The 19,455-nt window shown below is 60.4% G+C and carries 19 protein-coding genes; 11 read left to right on the forward strand and 8 right to left on the reverse strand.

Annotation, left to right across the window (positions count from 1 at the left end):
- The first annotated feature begins 463 nt into the window (after positions 1–463).
- Entirely contained in the window at positions 464–727 is a 264-nt protein-coding gene (locus AC3WTM_RS03925) for a DUF6124 family protein (protein WP_057713459.1), read from the forward strand.
- Between the two features lie 193 nt (positions 728–920).
- On the opposite strand, the gene AC3WTM_RS03930 is transcribed toward AC3WTM_RS03925, so the two are convergent.
- From AC3WTM_RS03930 to AC3WTM_RS03940, 3 genes are all read right to left on the reverse strand, one after another.
- Positions 921–1,517: a superoxide dismutase gene (locus AC3WTM_RS03930; RefSeq protein ID WP_008022038.1), complete on the reverse strand. Its 597-nt coding sequence runs from the start codon at positions 1,515–1,517 to the stop codon at positions 921–923.
- Positions 1,518–1,681: 164 nt separating this feature from the next.
- Positions 1,682–2,284, reverse strand: a complete 603-nt coding sequence (locus tag AC3WTM_RS03935; RefSeq protein WP_102671209.1) for a LysE/ArgO family amino acid transporter — start codon at positions 2,282–2,284, stop codon at positions 1,682–1,684.
- Positions 2,285–2,290: 6 nt separating this feature from the next.
- Positions 2,291–2,692 carry an ACT domain-containing protein gene (locus AC3WTM_RS03940; protein WP_102671208.1) on the reverse strand — a complete coding sequence of 134 codons (402 nt, stop codon included), beginning with the start codon at positions 2,690–2,692 and terminating at the stop codon, positions 2,291–2,293.
- A 96-nt stretch (positions 2,693–2,788) separates the two neighbouring features.
- Here AC3WTM_RS03940 and AC3WTM_RS03945 point away from each other — a divergent pair, with 96 nt between their 5' ends.
- The 4 genes from AC3WTM_RS03945 to AC3WTM_RS03960 all read left to right on the forward strand — a co-directional run bounded on the left by AC3WTM_RS03945 (position 2,789) and on the right by AC3WTM_RS03960 (position 6,703).
- The gene (locus tag AC3WTM_RS03945; RefSeq protein ID WP_102671207.1) at positions 2,789–3,682 is read left to right on the forward strand and encodes a LysR family transcriptional regulator ArgP; all 894 of its coding nucleotides are present in this window, start codon (positions 2,789–2,791) and stop codon (positions 3,680–3,682) included.
- 54 nt (positions 3,683–3,736) lie between these two features.
- Positions 3,737–4,729: an NAD-dependent epimerase/dehydratase family protein gene (locus AC3WTM_RS03950; protein WP_102671206.1), complete on the forward strand. Its 993-nt coding sequence runs from the start codon at positions 3,737–3,739 to the stop codon at positions 4,727–4,729.
- A 116-nt stretch (positions 4,730–4,845) separates the two neighbouring features.
- Positions 4,846–5,718 (forward strand): coiled-coil domain-containing protein, encoded by an 873-nt coding sequence (locus AC3WTM_RS03955; RefSeq protein ID WP_102671205.1) that lies wholly within the window; start codon positions 4,846–4,848, stop codon positions 5,716–5,718.
- Between the two features lie 136 nt (positions 5,719–5,854).
- Complete coding sequence (locus AC3WTM_RS03960; protein WP_102671204.1) at positions 5,855–6,703, forward strand: cache domain-containing protein; 849 nt, start codon at positions 5,855–5,857, stop codon at positions 6,701–6,703.
- Between the two features lie 123 nt (positions 6,704–6,826).
- Here AC3WTM_RS03960 and AC3WTM_RS03965 read toward each other — a convergent pair whose 3' ends face one another.
- Both AC3WTM_RS03965 and pobA read right to left on the reverse strand, forming a co-directional pair.
- On the reverse strand, positions 6,827–8,344 hold the full coding sequence (locus AC3WTM_RS03965) for an MDR family MFS transporter (protein WP_102671203.1): 1,518 nt from the start codon (positions 8,342–8,344) through the stop codon (positions 6,827–6,829).
- A gap of 78 nt (positions 8,345–8,422) precedes the next feature.
- Positions 8,423–9,616: a 4-hydroxybenzoate 3-monooxygenase gene (gene pobA, locus AC3WTM_RS03970; protein ID WP_102671202.1), complete on the reverse strand. Its 1,194-nt coding sequence runs from the start codon at positions 9,614–9,616 to the stop codon at positions 8,423–8,425.
- Positions 9,617–9,797: 181 nt separating this feature from the next.
- On the opposite strand from pobA, the gene AC3WTM_RS03975 reads away from it, so the two are divergent.
- Entirely contained in the window at positions 9,798–10,694 is an 897-nt protein-coding gene (locus AC3WTM_RS03975; protein ID WP_102671201.1) for a helix-turn-helix domain-containing protein, read from the forward strand.
- A gap of 9 nt (positions 10,695–10,703) precedes the next feature.
- Here AC3WTM_RS03975 and AC3WTM_RS03980 read toward each other — a convergent pair whose 3' ends face one another.
- Positions 10,704–10,880, reverse strand: coding sequence for a hypothetical protein (locus tag AC3WTM_RS03980; protein ID WP_007978514.1), 177 nt, complete (start codon positions 10,878–10,880; stop codon positions 10,704–10,706).
- A gap of 140 nt (positions 10,881–11,020) precedes the next feature.
- Positions 11,021–11,926, reverse strand: coding sequence for a LysR family transcriptional regulator (locus tag AC3WTM_RS03985; protein ID WP_207238423.1), 906 nt, complete (start codon positions 11,924–11,926; stop codon positions 11,021–11,023).
- A gap of 237 nt (positions 11,927–12,163) precedes the next feature.
- Here AC3WTM_RS03985 and AC3WTM_RS03990 point away from each other — a divergent pair, with 237 nt between their 5' ends.
- A complete protein-coding gene (locus AC3WTM_RS03990; RefSeq protein ID WP_102671199.1) occupies positions 12,164–13,039 on the forward strand; it encodes an MBL fold metallo-hydrolase in 876 nt (291 codons plus the stop codon).
- A gap of 32 nt (positions 13,040–13,071) precedes the next feature.
- Positions 13,072–13,686: an NAD(P)-dependent oxidoreductase gene (locus tag AC3WTM_RS03995; RefSeq protein ID WP_102671198.1), complete on the forward strand. Its 615-nt coding sequence runs from the start codon at positions 13,072–13,074 to the stop codon at positions 13,684–13,686.
- A gap of 140 nt (positions 13,687–13,826) precedes the next feature.
- Here AC3WTM_RS03995 and AC3WTM_RS04000 read toward each other — a convergent pair whose 3' ends face one another.
- Positions 13,827–14,708, reverse strand: a complete 882-nt coding sequence (locus tag AC3WTM_RS04000; RefSeq protein WP_102671197.1) for a LysR substrate-binding domain-containing protein — start codon at positions 14,706–14,708, stop codon at positions 13,827–13,829.
- A gap of 159 nt (positions 14,709–14,867) precedes the next feature.
- On the opposite strand from AC3WTM_RS04000, the gene AC3WTM_RS04005 reads away from it, so the two are divergent.
- From AC3WTM_RS04005 to AC3WTM_RS04015, 3 genes are all read left to right on the forward strand, one after another.
- The gene (locus AC3WTM_RS04005; protein WP_102671196.1) at positions 14,868–16,505 is read left to right on the forward strand and encodes a 5-guanidino-2-oxopentanoate decarboxylase; all 1,638 of its coding nucleotides are present in this window, start codon (positions 14,868–14,870) and stop codon (positions 16,503–16,505) included.
- Positions 16,502–17,950 carry an aldehyde dehydrogenase family protein gene (locus tag AC3WTM_RS04010; protein WP_102671195.1) on the forward strand — a complete coding sequence of 483 codons (1,449 nt, stop codon included), beginning with the start codon at positions 16,502–16,504 and terminating at the stop codon, positions 17,948–17,950. Before AC3WTM_RS04005 ends, AC3WTM_RS04010 begins: the two co-directional genes overlap by 4 nt.
- Before the next feature lie 297 nt (positions 17,951–18,247).
- Complete coding sequence (locus tag AC3WTM_RS04015) at positions 18,248–19,351, forward strand: ABC transporter substrate-binding protein (RefSeq protein ID WP_102671194.1); 1,104 nt, start codon at positions 18,248–18,250, stop codon at positions 19,349–19,351.
- The last annotated feature ends 104 nt before the right edge of the window (positions 19,352–19,455 follow it).

The following is a 19,455-nucleotide window of genomic DNA, read 5'->3' on the forward strand; positions in this document are numbered from 1 at the left end:
GCTACTCTGTGGGAGCGAGCTTGCTCGCGAAGACGGCGGGACAGTCGACATTGCATTTTCAGCCACACCCCAACATATCGTTTCTACACGCCCGCGTGGGAGTGCTGCCAGGGACGGTCCGCGTTACGTTTTGGGCGTTAGCGCGGTGTAGGAAAGCGCCAGAAGTTTCCCACGCAGTTTTCAGGTTGTCCGTCGGAAGCGGGCTGAATAACCTTTGGCGATCGCTGAAATGCTTCAGCGATCGGGCGTGAGAACCCGCAAGAGAGTGTTAATCCAGCGCCAGTACCACCATAATTGCCGCCAGCTTATCCGCTGCCAGCAATGCTTTATGGCGGCTGTGTGCGGGCAGACCTCGGTCTGGCCGGATTGCTCTCTTGCCGGTTTCTCACTCCGCACATAGCTGCCACCTCTTCGCTCGCGTGAGAAACGGCGAGAGATGGCTCCAATAGATAAGGAGCATATTTTGGATAAGTTAATCCCTGATCCCCCCTACAACACCACCAAACCCTACAGCCCTCGCACCATGTTCATGATCGTCCCCGACATGGACACTGAAAGCCTGCTTGCCCACGCCTGTGAATCACTGGCTTCAGCCAATGTCATGGCGAGTGATTTCGCTACCTGCCTGGCTGGCCCCCAGCGCAACACGGCGCTGGCCATTTCGCAGATTGTCATGTTGGCGGAGCTGGCGGTGAATCGCGCGCTGGATAACCTTGATCCGCAGTAGTTGGCAGGCTAACCGCGTTATCGTTCTTCGCGAGCAAGCCCGCTCCCACTGGCTCGGTAGTGACCTGTGGGAGCGGCGGTGCGGCGATCCGACTTGCTCGCGAAGGCGGCGGGACAATCACCACCGTCCCTTTGCTCATATTCCTTCCATAAAAAAACCCGGCACAAAGCCGGGTTTTTGTCTGGCATCGAGCTTAAGCGGTGAAGGTTTTGCCTTCGAACTGCTCAGCCACGAATTTCCAGTTGACCAGGTTCCAGAACGCTTCGACGTACTTCGGACGCAGGTTGCGGTAGTCGATGTAGTAAGCGTGTTCCCAGACGTCGCAGGTCAGCAGCGGGGTGTCGCCGTTGGTCAGCGGGTTGCCAGCGCCGATGGTGCTGGCCAGGGCCAGGGAACCGTCAGCCTTCTTCACCAGCCAGCCCCAACCGGAACCGAAGGTGCCGATGGAAGTCTTGCTGAACTCTTCCTTGAACTTGTCGAACGAACCGAAGGCCGCGTTGATGGCTTCAGCCAGTGCGCCGGTTGGTTGGCCGCCAGCGTTTGGCGCCAGGCAGTTCCAGTAGAAAGTGTGGTTCCAGACCTGAGCGGCGTTGTTGAAGATGCCGCCCGAGGAAGTCTTGACGATTTCTTCCAGGGTCTTGCCTTCGAACTCGGTGCCTGGCACCAGGTTGTTCAGGTTCACGACGTAGGTGTTGTGGTGCTTGTCGTGGTGAAACTCCAGGGTTTCCTTGGAGATGTGCGGCTGCAGGGCATCGTGTGCGTAAGGCAGCGGCGGCAATTCGAAAGCCATGATGATTCTCCTAGTCAGGTCAGTTGCGGTGAGCGCAAGGCCGATCACGGGCGGCCAGACAAGCGCCGGGGAGTTTGTACTCTTTGCGGCGCAGGGAGTCGGATCATAGCACCGGGGGGGCGGCATAACCACGCAACAACTGTGTGGAATAGAGGTTCCGCCAATCAGATGGCCGCGATCAACTGGAACGCTACGGCAAACATCATCACCGCCACCAACAGATCGAGAATTCGCCAGGTGCCGGGCCGGGCGAGCCACGGCGCCAGCCATGCCGCACCGAGGGCCAGGGTGAAGAACCACAGCAGCGAGGCACTGGCCGCGCCGACGACATAAGCGCCGGGCTCGGTTTGTTGGGCGCCCAGGGAGCCGATCAGCAAAACGGTGTCCAGATAGACGTGCGGGTTGAGCAAGGTCACCGCCAGCGCGCTGAGCATCACCGCCCGCAGCGAGCGTACGGTCTGGCCTTCGCCCTGCTCAAGGCTCTGCTTTGAAAAGGCCCGGCGCAGTGCCTGGCTGCCGTACCACAACAGGAACGCTGCGCCGCCCCAGCGGGCGATGGCCAACAGCGTCGGGTTTTGCGCCAGCACCGTCGCCAGGCCGAACACTCCGGCGGCCACCAATAGGGCGTCGCAGGTCACGCAGAGTGCCGCCACCGGCAGGTGATGTTCACGCCGCAGGCTTTGCGCCAGGACAAACGCATTCTGGGTGCCGATCGCCATGATCAGGCCGAAGGCCACGAGCAGCCCGTTCACATAACTTTGCCACATGATTTCTTACTCCGCGTTGGCTGCCAGGTCCCGCAGTACTTGCAGGGCACGGTCAGCGTCGGCCTGGCCGACAAACAAATGGTCGTGGTAGTAGCCGGCAATCACGTTGCAGCTGATTCCGGCGTTGCCCAGTGCCGTGGCGAACGCGGCGGTCAGGCCGACCGCTTCGAGGGCCGAATGTACGTTCAAGGTGATCCAGGCGGCGATGTAGTCGAAGCTGAATCCGGCTTTTTCGGCGTGGGAACGTTCGAGAATCACGGTCAGGCCTTCCTGCTCGCGGAAGCTGCCGACAATCTCCAGATCCGTAGGCAATTTACCGTCGCGCAGAGTGCAGAAGACGTATTCGCCAGCGTTGAGTTGCGGGCTCATGCTGCGCAGCAGCGTTGCCAATGAAGTTTCGCCAGCCATGTGGGTGATCCTTGTACAAGAGTTCTTGCTGGTCATTGTCCTTGTGAAGGTTGTATAAGAAAAACAAATCTTGCTGATCGCTCATTAGGAAAACTGATGTTCGACTATAAATTGCTTTCTGCCTTGGCCGCCGTGGTCGAACAGGCCGGTTTTGAACGGGCGGCTCAGGTACTGGGCTTGTCGCAATCGGCGATCTCCCAGCGCATCAAGCTACTGGAAGCACGGGTTGGCCAACCGGTGCTGGTGCGGGCCACGCCGCCAACGCCGACGGAAATCGGTCGACGGCTGCTCAACCACGTACAGCAGGTGCGATTGCTTGAACGGGACTTGCAAAGCCTGGTGCCGGCGCTGGATGAAGAGGGCCTGCCGGAACGCCTGCGGATCGCCCTGAACGCCGACAGCCTGGCCACTTGGTGGGCGCAGGCCGTGGGGGCGTTTTGCGCCGAACAGCATCTGCTGATGGATCTGGTGGTCGAAGACCAGACCGTCGGCCTCAAGCGCATGCGCGCCGGTGAAGTGGCTGCTTGTGTCTGCGCCAGCGAGCGGCCGGTGGCGGGGGCGCGCAGTGTGTTGCTGGGGGCCATGCGTTACCGTGCGCTGGCCAGCCCCGCCTTTATTGCCCGGCATTTTCCGCAGGGCGTACGCGCCGATCAGTTGGCCCGAACCCCGGCGCTGGTATTTGGCCCGGACGATTTCCTGCAGCATCGCTACCTTGCGTCCCTCGGCGTCGAGGGTGGATTCGAACACCATTTGTGCCCGTCCTCCGAAGGTTTTATCCGCTTGGCGGAAGCAGGTCTGGGCTGGGGGCTGGTTCCGGAACTGCAGGTACGCGAGCAACTTGAAAGGGGCGTATTGCAGGAGTTGCTGCCAGATAAGCCAATCGATGTGCCGCTGTACTGGCATCATTGGCGTAATGGTGGCCAGTTGCTGGGACTGCTCACTGATCAATTGGTACGCGCCTCGAAGCAATGGCTGGTGCCCTTGGACTGACGCGCAGCGTCAAGACCTCACGTAATACGCAAAACGAAATATTCGGAGCAATTCATGAAGATTCTGGTTACCGGCGCAAGCGGCTTCATCGGCGGGCGCTTTGCGCGTTTTGCCCTGGAGCAGGGCCTGGACGTGCGGGTCAACGGTCGCCGGGCCGAGAGCGTGGAGCATCTGGTACGCCGGGGAGCCGAGTTCATCCAGGGTGACTTGAGCGACCCGGAACTGGCGCGCGAGCTGTGCTCGGACGTCGAGGCCGTGGTGCATTGCGCCGGTGCTGTTGGATTATGGGGACGTTATCAGGACTTTCATCAGGGCAACGTCCAGGTCACCGAGAATGTGGTCGAAGCCTGCTTGAAGCAACGGGTTCGGCGGCTGGTGCATTTGTCGTCGCCGTCGATCTACTTCGATGGTCGCGATCATCTGGGCCTGACCGAAGAACAGGTGCCCAAGCGCTTCAAACACCCTTACGCCGCCACCAAGTACCTGGCCGAGCAAAAGGTCTTTGGTGCCCAGGAGTTCGGTCTCGAAACCCTGGCCTTGCGACCGCGTTTCGTTACCGGGGCCGGCGACATGAGCATCTTCCCGCGCCTGTTGAACATGCAGCGCAAGGGGCGCCTGGCGATCATCGGCAACGGTTTGAACAAAGTTGATTTCACCAGCGTGCAAAACCTCAACGAGGCGTTACTCAGCAGTTTGCTGGCCAGCGGTTCTGCGTTGGGCAAGGCTTACAACATCAGCAACGGCACGCCGATTCCCCTGTGGGACGTGGTCAATTACGTCATGCGTAACATGGAAGTCCCACAGGTCACCCGCTACCGTTCCTACGGCCTGGCCTACAGTGTGGCAGCGCTCAACGAGGATGTGTGCAAGTTGTGGCCGGGGCGTCCCGAACCGACGCTGTCGCGTTTGGGCATGCAGGTCATGAATAAAAATTTCACCTTGGACATCAGCCGCGCGCGGCATTATCTGGATTACGACCCCAAGGTCAGCCTCTGGACGGCGCTCGATGAATTCTGTGGCTGGTGGAAGGCCCAGGCTGTTCGCTGACGCTCGAACAACGACCCCCGACTGAACCGGATTCGGGCTTGGGGGTCAATGGTTGCGGCTGTGGGGTTTATACTGCGCGGCATAAAGCCATTATGTGATTCACTAAGGTTGATTCAATGTCCATGCGAAACGATGCCAACGACGACTTCGATGATGTACCGAGCCTGCGTGCAGACGTTCTCGATGACGACTTTGCGCCCACCGCCCGCACGGTCGTGCATTCGCGCACGACGCCGGTGGTGAAGGTCAAGGCCGCGAGTACCGGTGCCTTGTGGGCGTTGGTCGGGGCGTTGTTCTTTGCGTTCGCGGGTCTGGCCTGGTGGAGCTTTCAGCAGATCTCCCTGATGGAGCAGCAACTGGTGGCGACCCAGGAAAGCTTCGCGCGAATCAGTGAGGAAGCGGCAGGGCGCCTGCAGGATATTTCCGGAAGGGTTGTTGCCAGCCAGACCAGTGTCAACACCGACAGCGAGGCCTTGAAGCTGCAAATCCGCCAGCTGGAAAGCAAGCTCCAGGACCAGAACGCCCAGCAGCAAGGTGTTGCCGGCCAGGCCTCGGACCTGGACAAACGACTGGCACAAATGACCGCGCAAACCACCGAACTGGACAAGCGCCTGGCGCAATTGAATGCCCAGAACACCGAACATCAGACAGCCAATACGCAGTTGCAGGCCCAGGTCAAAGCTTTGAGTGCTGAATTGGCCACTCTGAAAAGTGTCCCGTCGGACGCTGAAAAACTCGATGCACAACTGAAGAGCCTGGGCGCCGATATCACCGCGCTGAAGAAACAAGGCAACACAAGCGCTGCTATCGAGCGTCTCGAGCAAGACATGATCGTGCTCAAGAGCGAGCAGGACAACCGTCCAGCGGTCACGCAGGGCTCGACCAATACCGCTGAGTTCGATGCGTTCCGCAGCCAGGTCACCCGCAACATCAATACCCTTCAGGCGCAGATCCAGAACCTTCAGCAGCAACTGCGCGCCCGGCAGTAATCCGAACAGTTGTGGGGGGGGGGGGGGGGACACCCCCCCCCCCCACAAAAGCCTATGACCATGTTCTGGTGAATATTCGTACATATCCCATTGCCGTCTACGCTCTTGAAACACCACCAGGAACGAGGGATGCGCAATGGGGTTTCTGCATAGGTTCGCCTTGCTGTGCGGCATGTTTTTGTTGTGCCTGGGCCAGGCGCAAGCCGCCGGGACGGAAAAGGAGGACAGCAAGGCGGCCATTGCCCTGCTGGAAAAAGCCCTGGCCTACTACCACCAGAACGGTGACAAGGCGCTGGCGGCATTCAGCCGCCAGGGGGAGTTTGTCGACAAGGACCGTTATGTCTTTGTACTCGACACCAAGGGCGTGATGCTCGCCAGTGGCGGGCCGTCGTCGGCGCTGATTGGCCGGGACGTATCGCAAGTGCTCGGGCCGGACTTGCAGAAAACCTTCAAAGACGCCCTGAAAGTGCCGGAAGGCAATGGCATTCAGCAGGCGGAATATCGCTGGCAGAACTGGAGTGACGGCAAGGTCGAGCGCAAGCACGTCTACTACCAGCGCATTGGAGAGCGGATTCTGGCGGTCGGTTATTACCTGCCACGGGCCTCCGCCGAACAGGCCATGGCCTTGCTGAACAAAGCGGCCACCGATCTGGCCAAGGACGAAAAGGGCACACTGACGGCGATCAATTCCCTCAAGGGCGGTTACCTGCAGGATGACCTGTATGTGTTTGTCGTCGACCTGGATACCCAGCGTTACGTGGCCCACGGCACCAACCTGCGGCTGATCAATACCGACTTCAGCAAGATCGCGGACCCGGAAGGTAAACCGGTGGGCGAGCCGATTCTGGCGTTGATGGCCCAACAGGATTACGGCGAATACGAATACCGCTGGAAAAACCCGGTGACGGGCAAGGTCGAGAACAAGCATGCCTACCTGAAGAAGGTCGGGCATTTTCTGGTGGCGGTCGGGTATTACAGCCCTTGAATTGTAGTGACTGTCAGATCGTTTTCGCGAGCAAGCCCGCTCCCACATTAGACCGAGTCCTCCATGAGCACGCGGTCAACCGTGGGAGCGGGCTTGCTCGCGAATACAGGCGACCTGGTCTATCTATCGAACCTTGTCCTCGCGCCCGCGCAACAACATGTTCGGCATGGCAATCGCCGCCGCCAGCCCAAGCAATGAAACGGCCGCGCTGACCGTCAGCAAATGCCGGAACGTCAGTAACAATTCGGCACGCAGGGTGTTCTGCGCGTCACCCGGCGCGGCATTCAAACCGTCCAGCAATACATTCCCCGAGCTGCCTTCGGCAATCAGCGACGAACCGGCCAGGTGCGCGAAACTCGAATCCTGCAACAACGCCAACAGCAGCGCCGACATCAACGCCACACCCACGGCACCACCCAGCGAACGGAACAGGTTGGTGGTGCTGGTGGCTACACCGATGTCCCGCTGGTCCACCGAGTTCTGCGTGCCGACCAATGACGTCGGGAACTGCATGCCCGAGGATATCCCGCAGAGCAGCATGAACAGACTGCTCACGACGAACGCCTGTGGCGGGCTGAACGCCATGCCGATAATCGAGACAGGCATCAGCGCCGCACCGGTAAGGATCATCGGTTTGTAGCGCCCTGTGACCGAGGTGCGGCGGCCTGCGAAATACGCGCCAATCGGTAAACCCATTGCCAGGGGCAGCAGGTGCAGGGCGGCGCTGTCGGCACCGGCGCCGGTGACGCTCTGAAAGCGCAGCGGCATCAACACAATCAGCGAGATGGCCTGGAAACTGGTGAAGAAAATCGTGCACCAGCACAGGATTGCGTTGCGGTTGGCGAATAGATGCATGGGCAACAACGGTTCTCGCGCCCGCCGCTCGTGGACGACGAACAGCCCCAGCACCAGCACCGCACAAGCGAGCAGCGCCAGCACCTCGGCACTGCGCCACGAATGGCCCTGGCCGAACTGTGTGATGCCCAGCAACAATGCTGTCAGCCCGATGATCATCAGCACGGTACCCAGGTAGTCGATGATCGGTTTGCGTTGCGGAATCGGCAGGCCCACCAGCGTGCGATAGGCGACCAGCCAGGCACCCAGGCCCAGCGGCAGGTTGATCAGGAACACCCAGCGCCAGGACAGGTATTCGGTCATGTAGCCGCCAAGCACCGGGCCGGCCACGCTGGCCACGGCATACATGCTGCTGAAATAGCCCTGGTAACGGCCGCGCTCCCGTGGCGGCACGATGTCACCGATGATCGCCTGGCTCACCGAGATCATTCCGCCGGCCCCGATGCCCTGGAGAATTCGCGCCAGCACCAGTTGCTCCATGCTCTGGGCCATGCCGCAGAACACCGACGCCAGGGTGAACAGGCCCATGCCGAACAGCATCAGCTTGCGCCGCCCGTACAGGTCACCCAGTTTGCCGTAGATCGGCACCGCCACGGTCATGGCCACCATGTAGCCGGAAATCACCCAGGCCAGCAGGCTGACATCCTTGAATTGTGCGGAAATGGCCGGCATTGAAACGGCGACGATGGTCTGGTCCAACGCGCCGAGAAAGATCGCCAGCATCAGGGCGATCAGCACGCTGCGAATGGCCAGTTTGGGCGTTTCAGGCTGGTGGAGATTGGTCACGGGAAAACCTGCGGGCAGTGATTGACCCGCAAGAGGCAAGGCGAGCGGGGATGCTCGCCAGTGTAAGTCGATAGGAAGCTATTCGATAGCCTCATAAGGAAGCCCGACGTAGTTTTCTGCAATGGTTTTGCGACCCGCCTGCGAATCGACAAAATAGTCCAGTTCCGACTCGGCAATGCGCTGGCTAAAGGCATCGTGATCATCAAAGCGGTGCAGCATCGAGGTCATCCACCAGGAAAAACGCTCGGCTTTCCATACCCGGCGCAGGCAGATTTCCGAGTATTTCTCCAGCAGATCAAGGCGATCGTCGCGGTAAACCTTGATCAGGATGTTGAACAGCGTGCTGACGTCACTGGCCGCCAGGTTCAGGCCCTTGGCCCCGGTGGGCGGGACAATGTGCGCGGCATCACCGACGAGGAACATCCGCCCGTACTGCATGGGTTCGACGACGAAGCTGCGTAGCGGCGCGATGCTTTTCTCGATGGACGGGCCAGTTACCAGTTTTTGCGCAAGATCGACCGGCAGGCGCTTTTTGAGTTCTTCCCAGAACCGTTGATCGGACCAATCCTCGACATTTTCCTCTGCGGGCACTTGCAGGTAGTAACGGGTGCGCGTCGGCGAGCGCATGCTGCACAAGGCGAAACCGCGCTCATGGCGGGCGTAGACCAGCTCTTCGTCGACCGGCGGGGTGTCGGCCAGGATCCCGAGCCAGCCGAACGGATAGATCCGTTCGAAGACTTTCAGGCTGTCGGCGGGAATCGATTGTCGCGCCACACCGTGGAAGCCGTCGCAACCGGCGATGTAGTCGCAATCGAGTCGATACGGCTCACCGTCCTTCTCAAAAGTGACAAACGCTTCATCGGTTTTCATGCCGTGGGGAACCACATTGCTGGCCTGGTAAATCGTCTGCGCGCCCACCTCCCGACGAGCGGCCATCAGGTCACGGGTGACCTCGGTCTGGCCGTAGATCATCACCGTCTTGCCGCCGGTCAACGCTTGCAGATCGATGTGTACCTGGCGCCCGTCGAGGGCCAGTTCGAAGCCACCATGGACCAGTCCTTCGGCGTCCATGCGCTGACTCACGCCGGCCTGACGCAACAGCTCTACCATGCCTTGCTCAAGCACGCCGGCGCGGATTCGACCGAGTACATAATCGGGGGTTTGACGTTCGAGAACGATGTTGTCGATGCTGGCGTTGTGCAGCAATTGGCCGAGCAGCAAGCCTGAGGGGCCAGCACCGATAATGGCAACTTGGGTTTTCAGCGTTTTCATTGTTCTTATGACTCGCAAGCTCCACACGACCTGGGCCGGTGAATGATTTTTATGGATCGAGTGCTTGCATTTTTCCCTTGCGAGTCTGTCAATTGAAGGTGAAAACTGAGCCGATAGCTGTACATTCTGCCAATCGGTGCGATTATCGCCCGAGATCAACCCCGAGGCCTGGATTGAAGTGATGAACAAGCCTGACCTGCCTTCGATTCCGGTGTTCAAGCTCTACGGTGAAAGCCTGGATTGGCCGACCCCGGACTTGCTGCACTGTGAAACCATTTCCAAACGCAGTCGCGAACATCATTGGGAAATCAAACCTCACCGCCATGCTGACTTGTGCCAGTTGCTCTTCGTATTCAAAGGTCAGGCCGAGCTTGAAATCGAAGGCAAACGAACACAACTGGTGGAGCCGGCAGTCCAGATCCTGCCACCGCTGTCGGTGCACGGCTTTCGTTTTTCCGAGGACGTGGAAGGGTTTGTCGTAACCCTGGCCGCGCCGCTGATCGCCCACCTGCAGATGCAGTTGGGGCAATCGGTCAATGCCCTGGCCCAGTCCGAAAGCTACCCGGCAGGCAAGGACGCCGAGTACCTCAACAGCCTGTTCAGCGCCTTGCAGAACGAATACACCAGCCATCAACCGGCGCGGGAAATGCTAATGCATTCGCTGGTCAGCGTGATCGTGGTGTGGATCAGCCGCCAGGTGATCCAGCGTCGCACCGCCATGGCGCGACCGCAGCGGGCCCGGGAATATCTCAACGGCTTTATTCAACTGGTGGAAGAGACGTATCGCCAGCACGTCAAGGTCGAGGATCTGGCACACCGGCTGGGAATTTCCGTGTCCCACCTCAACGGCACTTGCCGTGAGCTGGCGGGGCAACCAGCGTTGCAGATCGTGCACGAACGGCAATTGCTGGAGGCCAAGCGTTTGCTGACCTACACCAGCATGACCATTTATGAAATGTCCGACGTGTTGGGGTTTTCCGATCCGACCAACTTCACGCGCCTGTTCCGGCGTCGTGTGGGGATTTCGCCCAAAGCGTTTCGCGACCGCTTGAAGGCCGATCAGGACAACGAAGCCTGACTCCCTTCGTTACCGGAGGGCGTTGAGGGTGGCGTTGTGGGGGATGCAGCGCTCGAAGTTGCAGCTCGCGGCTTCACGGGGCAGGTTGCGCAGTTGCTCGACGCGCCAGGCCGCAGCGCCATAAAGCCCGAGCGTGACCGCACAGGTGATGAAAATAGCGAGGTATCTTCTTGTTCTGATGTTCATGGCGTTGACCTCTGAACGAATACCTTTCGGTATTACTTTGAGCATAGGTCAGCGCCGGTGAGTTACCAGCAATAGCGCGGTATTCAGAACACTGATCACCCCTGTGGGAGCGAGCAAGCTCGCTCCCACAGGTCTTCCATTTACAACCCGATGTCCCACTCCGGTTCTTGCGGAAACCTCACCACCAGAAAATCCAGCAAGCTGCGCAACGCCGCCGGCATGTGCTTGCGCGAGGCATACACCGCATACACGTTCATTTGCCGGGGTTCGGCCGTCGGCAGCAGGCGAATCAACTCACCGCTGTGGATGTGCACGCCGGCCTGGTAGGTGGGCAGCATCGCCACCCCGGCACCGGCGATCGTCGCACGCAACAGTGTGCTGGCCTCGTTGGCGCTGATGTTGCCTTGCACCGGTACTGAAACCTGCTCGCCGTCCTGTTCGAAATGCCACAGGCTTTTGCCGAAGTAGGAGTGGGTCAGGCAATTGTGCAGGCTCAAGTCTTCGACCCGTTGCGGCGCCGGGTGCTCGCGCAAGTAAGCGGGGGACGCGCAGATCACCGAGCGGCAAACCGTCAGGCGGCGGGCGATCAGGTTCGGGTCCAGGTCGTTGCTGGTGCGGATCGCCAGGTCGATGCGCTCATCCACCAGGTTCACGGTGCGGTCGAGCATCTGCATGTCGATGCTGACGCCGGGGTAGCGTCGGACATAGGCGGCCATGGCGTCGGCCAATTGCGCCTGGCCGAAGGAGGTGCTGACGCTGATCCGCAGCAGGCCGCGGGGTGCGTCATCCGGTTCGCTGACGGCGGCTTGCATGTCGGTGGATAAATCGAGCATCTGCCGACAGCGGGGCAGGATCTCGGTGCCGGCGGCGGTGAGGCTCAACTTGCGTGTGGTGCGATGCATCAGGCGCGCGCCGATCCAGTCTTCCAGCTCCGCCAGATACCGCGACACCACCGGCCGTGACAGCTCCAGATGATCGGCGGCGGCCGACTGGCTGCCGAGGTCGACCACCGTGACGAACACACGCATTGCTTGAAGACGATCCATGATTTGCCCGCTTTCAGAAACAAACTATGTTCAAGCATCGCATTTTTTGTACCGAGTCAGGCAACTAAGCTCTGTTCCTCTGTGTAGGAGCGAGCTTGCTCCGGGCGGCGTTCCGACGATGGTCGTTAACGATAACGCGGGATACCGGTTATACGCGGCGCCTTCAAGTCCATCGCGAGCAAGCTCGCTCCTACAAAAGGCATCGCCAAACATGGCATCGGGATCACGGAGCAACAGATGATCGGTTTCACCTCACTTAAGCGAGTTTTGCTGGCCACCACCTTCGGTTTTGCCGCCCACGCCAGCGCCTCGACCCTGACGCTGGATGTCTACAACCCCGGCGAAAAAGCCATCTTTCCGGTGACCTCGGTGCTGGTCAGTGGCGAGAAAGAAGCGATCCTGGTGGATGCGCAATTCGGCAAATCCCAGGCCGAACAGGTAGTGGAAAAAATCCGCACCAGCGGCAAGCAGTTGACCACCATCTACATCAGCCACGGTGACCCGGACTACTACTTCGGCCTCGATACCCTGACGGCCGCATTCCCCAAGGCCAAGGTCCTCGCCTCGCAGCCGACCGTCGACCACATCAAGCACACCGTCGACGGCAAACTGGCATTCTGGGGCCCGAAAATGGGGGCCGACGTGCCTGTGAAAACCATCGTGCCGGACGTGCTCAAGGGTGACGGCCTGATCCTCGAAGGGCAGAAGTTGCAGGTGGTGGGTCTTGATGGCCCGCAGCCGGATCGCAGCTTTGTGTGGATTCCATCGATCAAGGCCGTGGTTGGTGGTGTCGTGGTGGCGCAAAACATCCATGTCTGGATGGCTGACACGCAAACACCGCAGTCCCATGCCGATTGGCTGACTACGCTGCATGCCATTGAAACCCTGAAACCGCAGACCGTGGTGCCGGGTCATTACCTGGGCGACAGCACGGGTTCATTGGCCTCAGTGCAGTTCACCGCCGACTACATCAAAGCCTTCGATGAAGAAACCGTCAAGGCCAAGGATTCTGCCGCACTGATCGCCGCCATGAAAAAACGCTTCCCGACCCTGGGCGATGAAAGCTCCCTGGAGCTGAGTGCCAAGGTCGCCAAGGGCGAGATGAAGTGGTAACCCATTGAGCTACCCACCCATTGGAGAACGTCATGAGTAAAATCGCAATCATCGGTGCCACCGGTCGTGCCGGTAGCCAACTGCTGGAAGAGGCCCTGCGTCGCGGTCACAGCGTTACCGCCATTGCCCGCGACACATCGAAAATCGACCCGCGTGAAGGTGTGGTCGGCAAGACCGTCGATGCCCTTGATGCCGCTGCGTTACAAGCTGCAATTGCGGGCCATGACGTAGTCATCAGCGCCGCACATTTCGCGACCCTGCCTGCCAGCGCAGTCGTTGGTCCGGTGAAAAAAGCCGGGGTTAAACGTTTGCTGGTAGTGGGCGGGGCGGGTTCGCTGCTGTTGCCCGATGGTACTCGAGTGATTGATAGCGCAGGTTTCCCTGAGGCTTACAAGGCAGAGGCCAGCGCCGGTGCCGAATTCCTCGCAAACCTGCGTGAAGAGCGGGATCTGGACTGGACTTTCCTGTCGCCATCGGCCGAATTTGTCGAGGGCGAGCGCAGCGGGAAATTCCGTCTTGGTCAGGATGATTTGCTGGTGAGCAACGAAGGGCGCAGCTGGATCACGTTTGCCGATTATGCGATTGCGATGCTCGACGAAGTGGAAACGCCGAAGCATTCGCGACAGCGGTTTACCGTCGGTTATTGAGGTCACTGATCTCCTGTAGGAGCGAGCTCGCTCGCGATGATCGCCAACGATAACGCTGGGAACCTGATACCCCGCAGCGTTCTCAGGTTCATCGCGGGCAAGCTCGCTCCCACAGGGTGGTGCACCAGGATTTTGCGGTTTTACCGCGATTGCGCTTGTTCCACCAACCACCCCATCAATTCTCGCAACTTCGGCGAAGGCCCGGGTTTTTCGGGGAACACCAGGTAATAGGCCAGTCCCGTTGTCACCTTCAAATCGAATGGCATGACCAGCCGCCCGGCGTTCAGGTCATCGCCGATCAGCGACCAGTCGCCAATCGCCACACCCGTTCCCTGGGACGCCATCGACATCGCCAGGTCCAGGGTTTCGAAATGCTGGCCCTTGCCGACATTGGTCAAATGCACATTCGCGGCTTTCAACCAGGCCTTCCAGTCCCGTTCATCTCGGGTCGGATGCAGCAACAGGTGTTGTTGCAGATCGGCCGGATTTTGCAGGGGCATAGGGCCTTCGAGCATCGGCCTGGAACATACAGGCGTGAGTTGTTCGTCGAAGAGTTTTTGCGACATCAATGAATCATCCGGCGGTGCGCCGTACATCACCGCCGCATCGAATTGCTCGCGATGAAAATCCACCCCGTGCTTGACCGTGGTGGTCAGTTCCACCGGCACGTCCGGGCGTTCCCTTTGCCATTGCAACAGACGCGGCAGCAACCAGCGCATGACGCAGGTCGGTGCCTTGAGTTGCAGGGTTTCACGCTTCTCGCCGATCTGTTCAACGGCCTCGTCGATCAGGCCGAAAATCTGTTGGACCCGTGGCAGCCATTCCCGTCCCTCGGCTGTCAGGTCCAGGCCTCGGGCCAGGCGGATGAACAGTTCATAACCCAGATGATCTTCCAGCCCGGCGATCTGCCGACTCACCGCGCCCTGGGTGATGTGCAGCTGTTCGGCGGCCCGGGTGAAATTGCAGCACTGCGCGGTAATTAGAAAAGTGTGCAGCGCCGGCAGGGGAGGCAGTCGTTTCATTGGGATCCAAGGTATGACGTGAGGACATGGCTAGTATGACTTTTTATCCATTGTTGCGGCTACCTGTCGCCCGTTCCAATGAGGCCATTCCCGGGCCTGCGAATCCATCATAAACACAGCGCACGTCCGGCGTCTCAAACGAACAAAAAGGGCAAAGACATGGCGACGTGCGGCGAAGTATTGGTCAAGTTACTCGAAAACTACGGGGTCGAGCAGGTGTTCGGCATTCCAGGGGTGCATACCGTGGAGCTGTATCGCGGGCTGGCCCGTTCGAGCATCAACCACGTCACGCCGCGCCATGAACAGGGCGCCGGCTTCATGGCCGACGGCTACGCTCGCACCAGCGGCAAACCGGGTGTGTGCTTCATCATCACCGGCCCTGGCATGACCAACATCACCACCGCCATGGGCCAGGCCTACGCCGATTCGATCCCTATGTTGGTGATCTCCAGCGTGCAATCGCGCAGCCAGCTGGGCGGCGGTCGCGGCAAGCTGCATGAACTGCCGAACCAGGGCGCACTGTGCGCCGGTGTGGCGGCGTTCTCCCACACCCTGATGTCGGCTTCCGAGCTGCCGGGCGTGTTGTCCCGCGCCTTCGCGCTGTTCCAGGCGGGCCGTCCGCGTCCGGTGCACATTGAAATTCCCCTGGATGTCCTGGTTGAAGAAGCCGACGACTTGCTCAGCAGCCTGCCGGTCAATATCGACCGCGCCGGTGCTTCGCCGAGCGCCGTGTCGCGCATGACTGAATTGCTGGCCGGTGCCAAGCGTCCGCTAATCCTAGCCGGTGGCGGCGCCATCGACGCGGCCGTCGAGCTGACAGAGCTGGCTGAACTGCTGGACGCGCCGGTCGCCCTCACCATCAATGCCAAGGGCATGCTTGCCTCCGGCCACCCGCTGCTGATCGGATCGACCCAGAGCCTGGTCGCCACCCGTGCACTGGTTGCCGAGGCCGACGTGGTACTGGCCATCGGCACCGAACTGGCCGAAACCGACTACGACGTGACCTTCGCCGGTGGCTTCGAAATTCCTGGCAAGTTGCTGCGCGTCGATATCGACCCGGACCAGACCGTGCGCAACTACCCGCCGCACGTGGCACTGGTGGCCGATTCGCGCAACGCCGCCCAGGCTTTGCTCAGTGCCCTGTCGCACAAACCCCTGGCCGAGCGCGGCAACGATTGGGGTCAGGCACGTGCCGCCCGACTGCGTGAAGACCTGGCCGCGACCTGGGATGCACCGACCCTGGCCCAGACCCGCTTCCTCGAAACCGTTTTGCAGGAACTGCCGGACGCGGTGTTCGTCGGCGATTCGACCCAGCCGGTGTACACCGGCAACCTGACGTTCAACCCGGAGCGTCCGCGTCGCTGGTTCAACTCGTCCACCGGTTACGGCACCCTCGGCTACGCCTTGCCGGCGGCGATTGGTGCCTGGCTGGGTGGCTGCATCGAAGGTGGCGCGCGTCCTCCGGTGGTGTGCCTGATCGGCGACGGTGGCCTGCAGTTCACCTTGCCGGAACTGGCCAGTGCCGTTGAAGCGCGCACCCCGGTCATCGTGTTGCTGTGGAATAACCAGGGCTACGAAGAGATCAAGAAATACATGGTCAACCGCGCCATCGAGCCGGTGGGCGTGGACATCTACACCCCGAACTTCATCGGTGTGGCCAAGGCATTGGGTTGCGCCGCCGAAGCGGTCAGCAGTGTCGAGCAATTGCGCGGCGCATTGCGGGTGGCTACCGATCGCCAGGGCCCGACCCTGATTGAAATCGACCAGGCCCAGTGGATGCAGGCGGTGGCGAAATGAGCTTCCCGACGACTCTGGATGGCCTGTACATCAACGGCCAATGGTCGGCCGGCAACGAACATCTGCGCGTGATCAACCCGGCGACCGAAGCCCTGTTGACCACCGTCAATGGCGGTGACGAACGCGCGGTTGATCAAGCCGTGAGCGCAGCGACCCAGGCGTTCGCCGACTGGTCGAAAACCTCGGGTAACGAACGCGGTGCGATCCTGCGCAAAATCGCCACGGGCGTGCAGGCCAATCGTGAAAAGCTGATGCACTTGCAGTCGAGCAACAACGGCAAGCCGCAATTCGAAGCCGCGATCGACGTCGATGACGTGATCGCCACGTTCGAGTATTACGCCGGTCTGGCCGAAGGCCTGGATGCCAAACAAGACAGCGCGGTCGAGCTGCCGACCGCCGACTTCAGCGCTCGTCTGCGCCGCGAGCCGTGCGGTGTGGTCGGCCTGATCGTGCCGTGGAATTTTCCGATGGTCACCACCGCATGGAAACTCGCCCCGGCCCTGGCCGCCGGTTGCTGTGTGGTGCTCAAGCCTTCGGAAGTGACGCCGCTGCCGGAACTGGAACTGGCCGCGATCATCGCTCAAGCCGGTGTGCCGGCGGGTGTCTTTAACCTGGTGTGCGGTACCGGCCTGGCCGTTGGCGCTCCGCTGTCGGCAGACCCGCGCATCGCCAAGGTGTCGTTTACCGGCAGCAATGCCGTTGGCGTGCAGGTCATGCAACGGGCGGCGGAAACCGTCAAAGGCGTCAGTCTGGAACTGGGCGGCAAATCTTCGCTGTTGGTGCTGGCCGATGCCGATCTCGAACTGGCGGTGGAAGTGGCCTGTGGCGGTGGCTTCTTCAACGCCGGGCAGATGTGCTCCGCCACCAGCCGCGTGCTGGTCGCCGATGAACTGGCCGATGAATTCCTGAACCGAGTGAAGGCCCGTGCCGAAGCCATTCGTGTGGCCGACCCGTTCGACCCGAACGTGGAAATGGGCGCTCTGGTCAATCAGGCGCAATACCAGCGCGTGCTCGGTCATATCGATCGCGGTTTGAGTGCCGGTGCCAGGCTCGTTTGCGGTGGCAATCGCCCGGCCGACCTGCCGCGCGGATATTTTTTGCAGCCGACAGTGTTCACCGAAGTGCCCCTCGACAGTGCGTTGTGGAATGAAGAGATTTTCGGCCCGGTGATCTGCGTGCGCCGTTTCGCCTCCGAGGCCGAAGCGATTGCCTTGGCCAACGACAGCCAGTTTGGGTTGGTCGCCAGTGTGGTGACGCGCAATGCACAGACCGCTGATCGCGTTGCCAATGCTTTGCAGGCGGGGCTTGTGTGGATCAACGCGCCGCAGGTGATCTTCCCGCAGACCGCCTGGGGCGGCTACAAGCAGAGCAGCATCGGCCGCGAATTGGGGCCGTGGGGCTTGCAGGCTTTCCAGGAAATCAAACACGTGATCCGGGCTGTCTGACGCCTGGCTCTGTGTAGGAGCGAGCCTGCTCGCGATGGACGTCAACGATTACGCGGGGAGTCAGACAGCCCGCGTCGTTCATGCATCATTCGCGAGCAAGCTCGCTCCTACATGAGGCATGCACTGGCGTCATGGCTTCAATGAGTTTTTATCGATAGTCAGGTGTTTTACACGACCTCAGGATGCACTCGCCGGCTCTGCCAAGCCCCCGAAAATACGAGGGATAACGCTGGTCCGGTCGCGCGGATGCAACAGTTTCGACCTGCCTTATACCTACAAAAACAAAGGGAGTCCGTAATGGGCGAGCATGATCTGAACAGACGTCAATTCATCAAGACCGTGGGCGTAGCCTCGGTTGCAGCAGCGGCCATGAGCATGCCGTTCATCAAGGCCAATGCCAGCGATACACGTTTTGCCGGCAAGACCCTGCGTTTGCTGACCTGGTCCGATGACACCGGCCTGGCCGCACTGCGCAACATCGCCGCGACGTTCGAAGACAAGTACGGCTGCAAGGTCATCGCTGACCGCACCGGCAGTACCTCGGAAATGGTCGCCAAGCTCAAGGCCGGCGGTGATCGTCCGCAATACGACATCATCACCCTGGCAGGCGTCGGCGCCGAAGGTCTGGCCGCCGCCAACCTGCTGGAAAAACCCGACCTCAACCGCATTCCCAACCTCGTCGACGTTCCGGAGAAGTACCGCACCGGCGCCAATGGCCACGGTATCGGTTACCTGCTGTGGTGCAACAGCCTGGTCTACAGCACCCGCACCCAGAAAGAAGCTCCGACCAGTTACGCTTCCCTTTGGGACGCCGACCTGGCACCGAACATCTTCCTGCCGCCGCCGAACTGGACCGAGGCCATGGACCTGATCATCATCGCCGCCAAACTGGCCGGTGGTGACGAACACAACATCGAGCCTGGCTTCAAGAAGCTCGCCGAGCTGAAGGATCGTGTGGTGACCCTGGGTGAAAACCCGAACCAGATCGCCGAGCTGTTCCGTACCGGTTCCCTGGACATGGGCGGCCTGTACGCACCAGCCTTCTTCCCGAAACAGATCCGCGATCCGAACTACGGCCTGGGCGCCACATTCGGCATGAAGGAAGGTTTCTACACCGACCTGATGCTGTCGGTGATGCCGAAGAACCGTCCGGGCGATACCGACATGGCCTACGCCTTCATCAACCACTCTCTGGACCCGCTGGTGCAGGGCAAGATGGCTGAAGACATCTACAACGGCCCGGTCAACGCCAAGGCGATCATTTCCGCCGAAGCACGCAAGAGCCCGTACATCCTCACGCCGGAGCAGATTGCCGAGAAGGCGATCATGCACGACAACGCCTTCCTGGCCAGCGTGCATGACCAATGGATTCGTCGTTACACGGAAATCTTTTCTTCCTGATCTGTAGGAGCGAGCTTGCTCGCGATGGATGTTAACGATGACGAGGGCTGCCTGAATGAATGTGGCGCCCTCACTTCCTTCGCGAGCGAGCTCGCTCCTACATG

Source organism: Pseudomonas sp. EU05-FHT14B02, assembly GCF_058791055.1.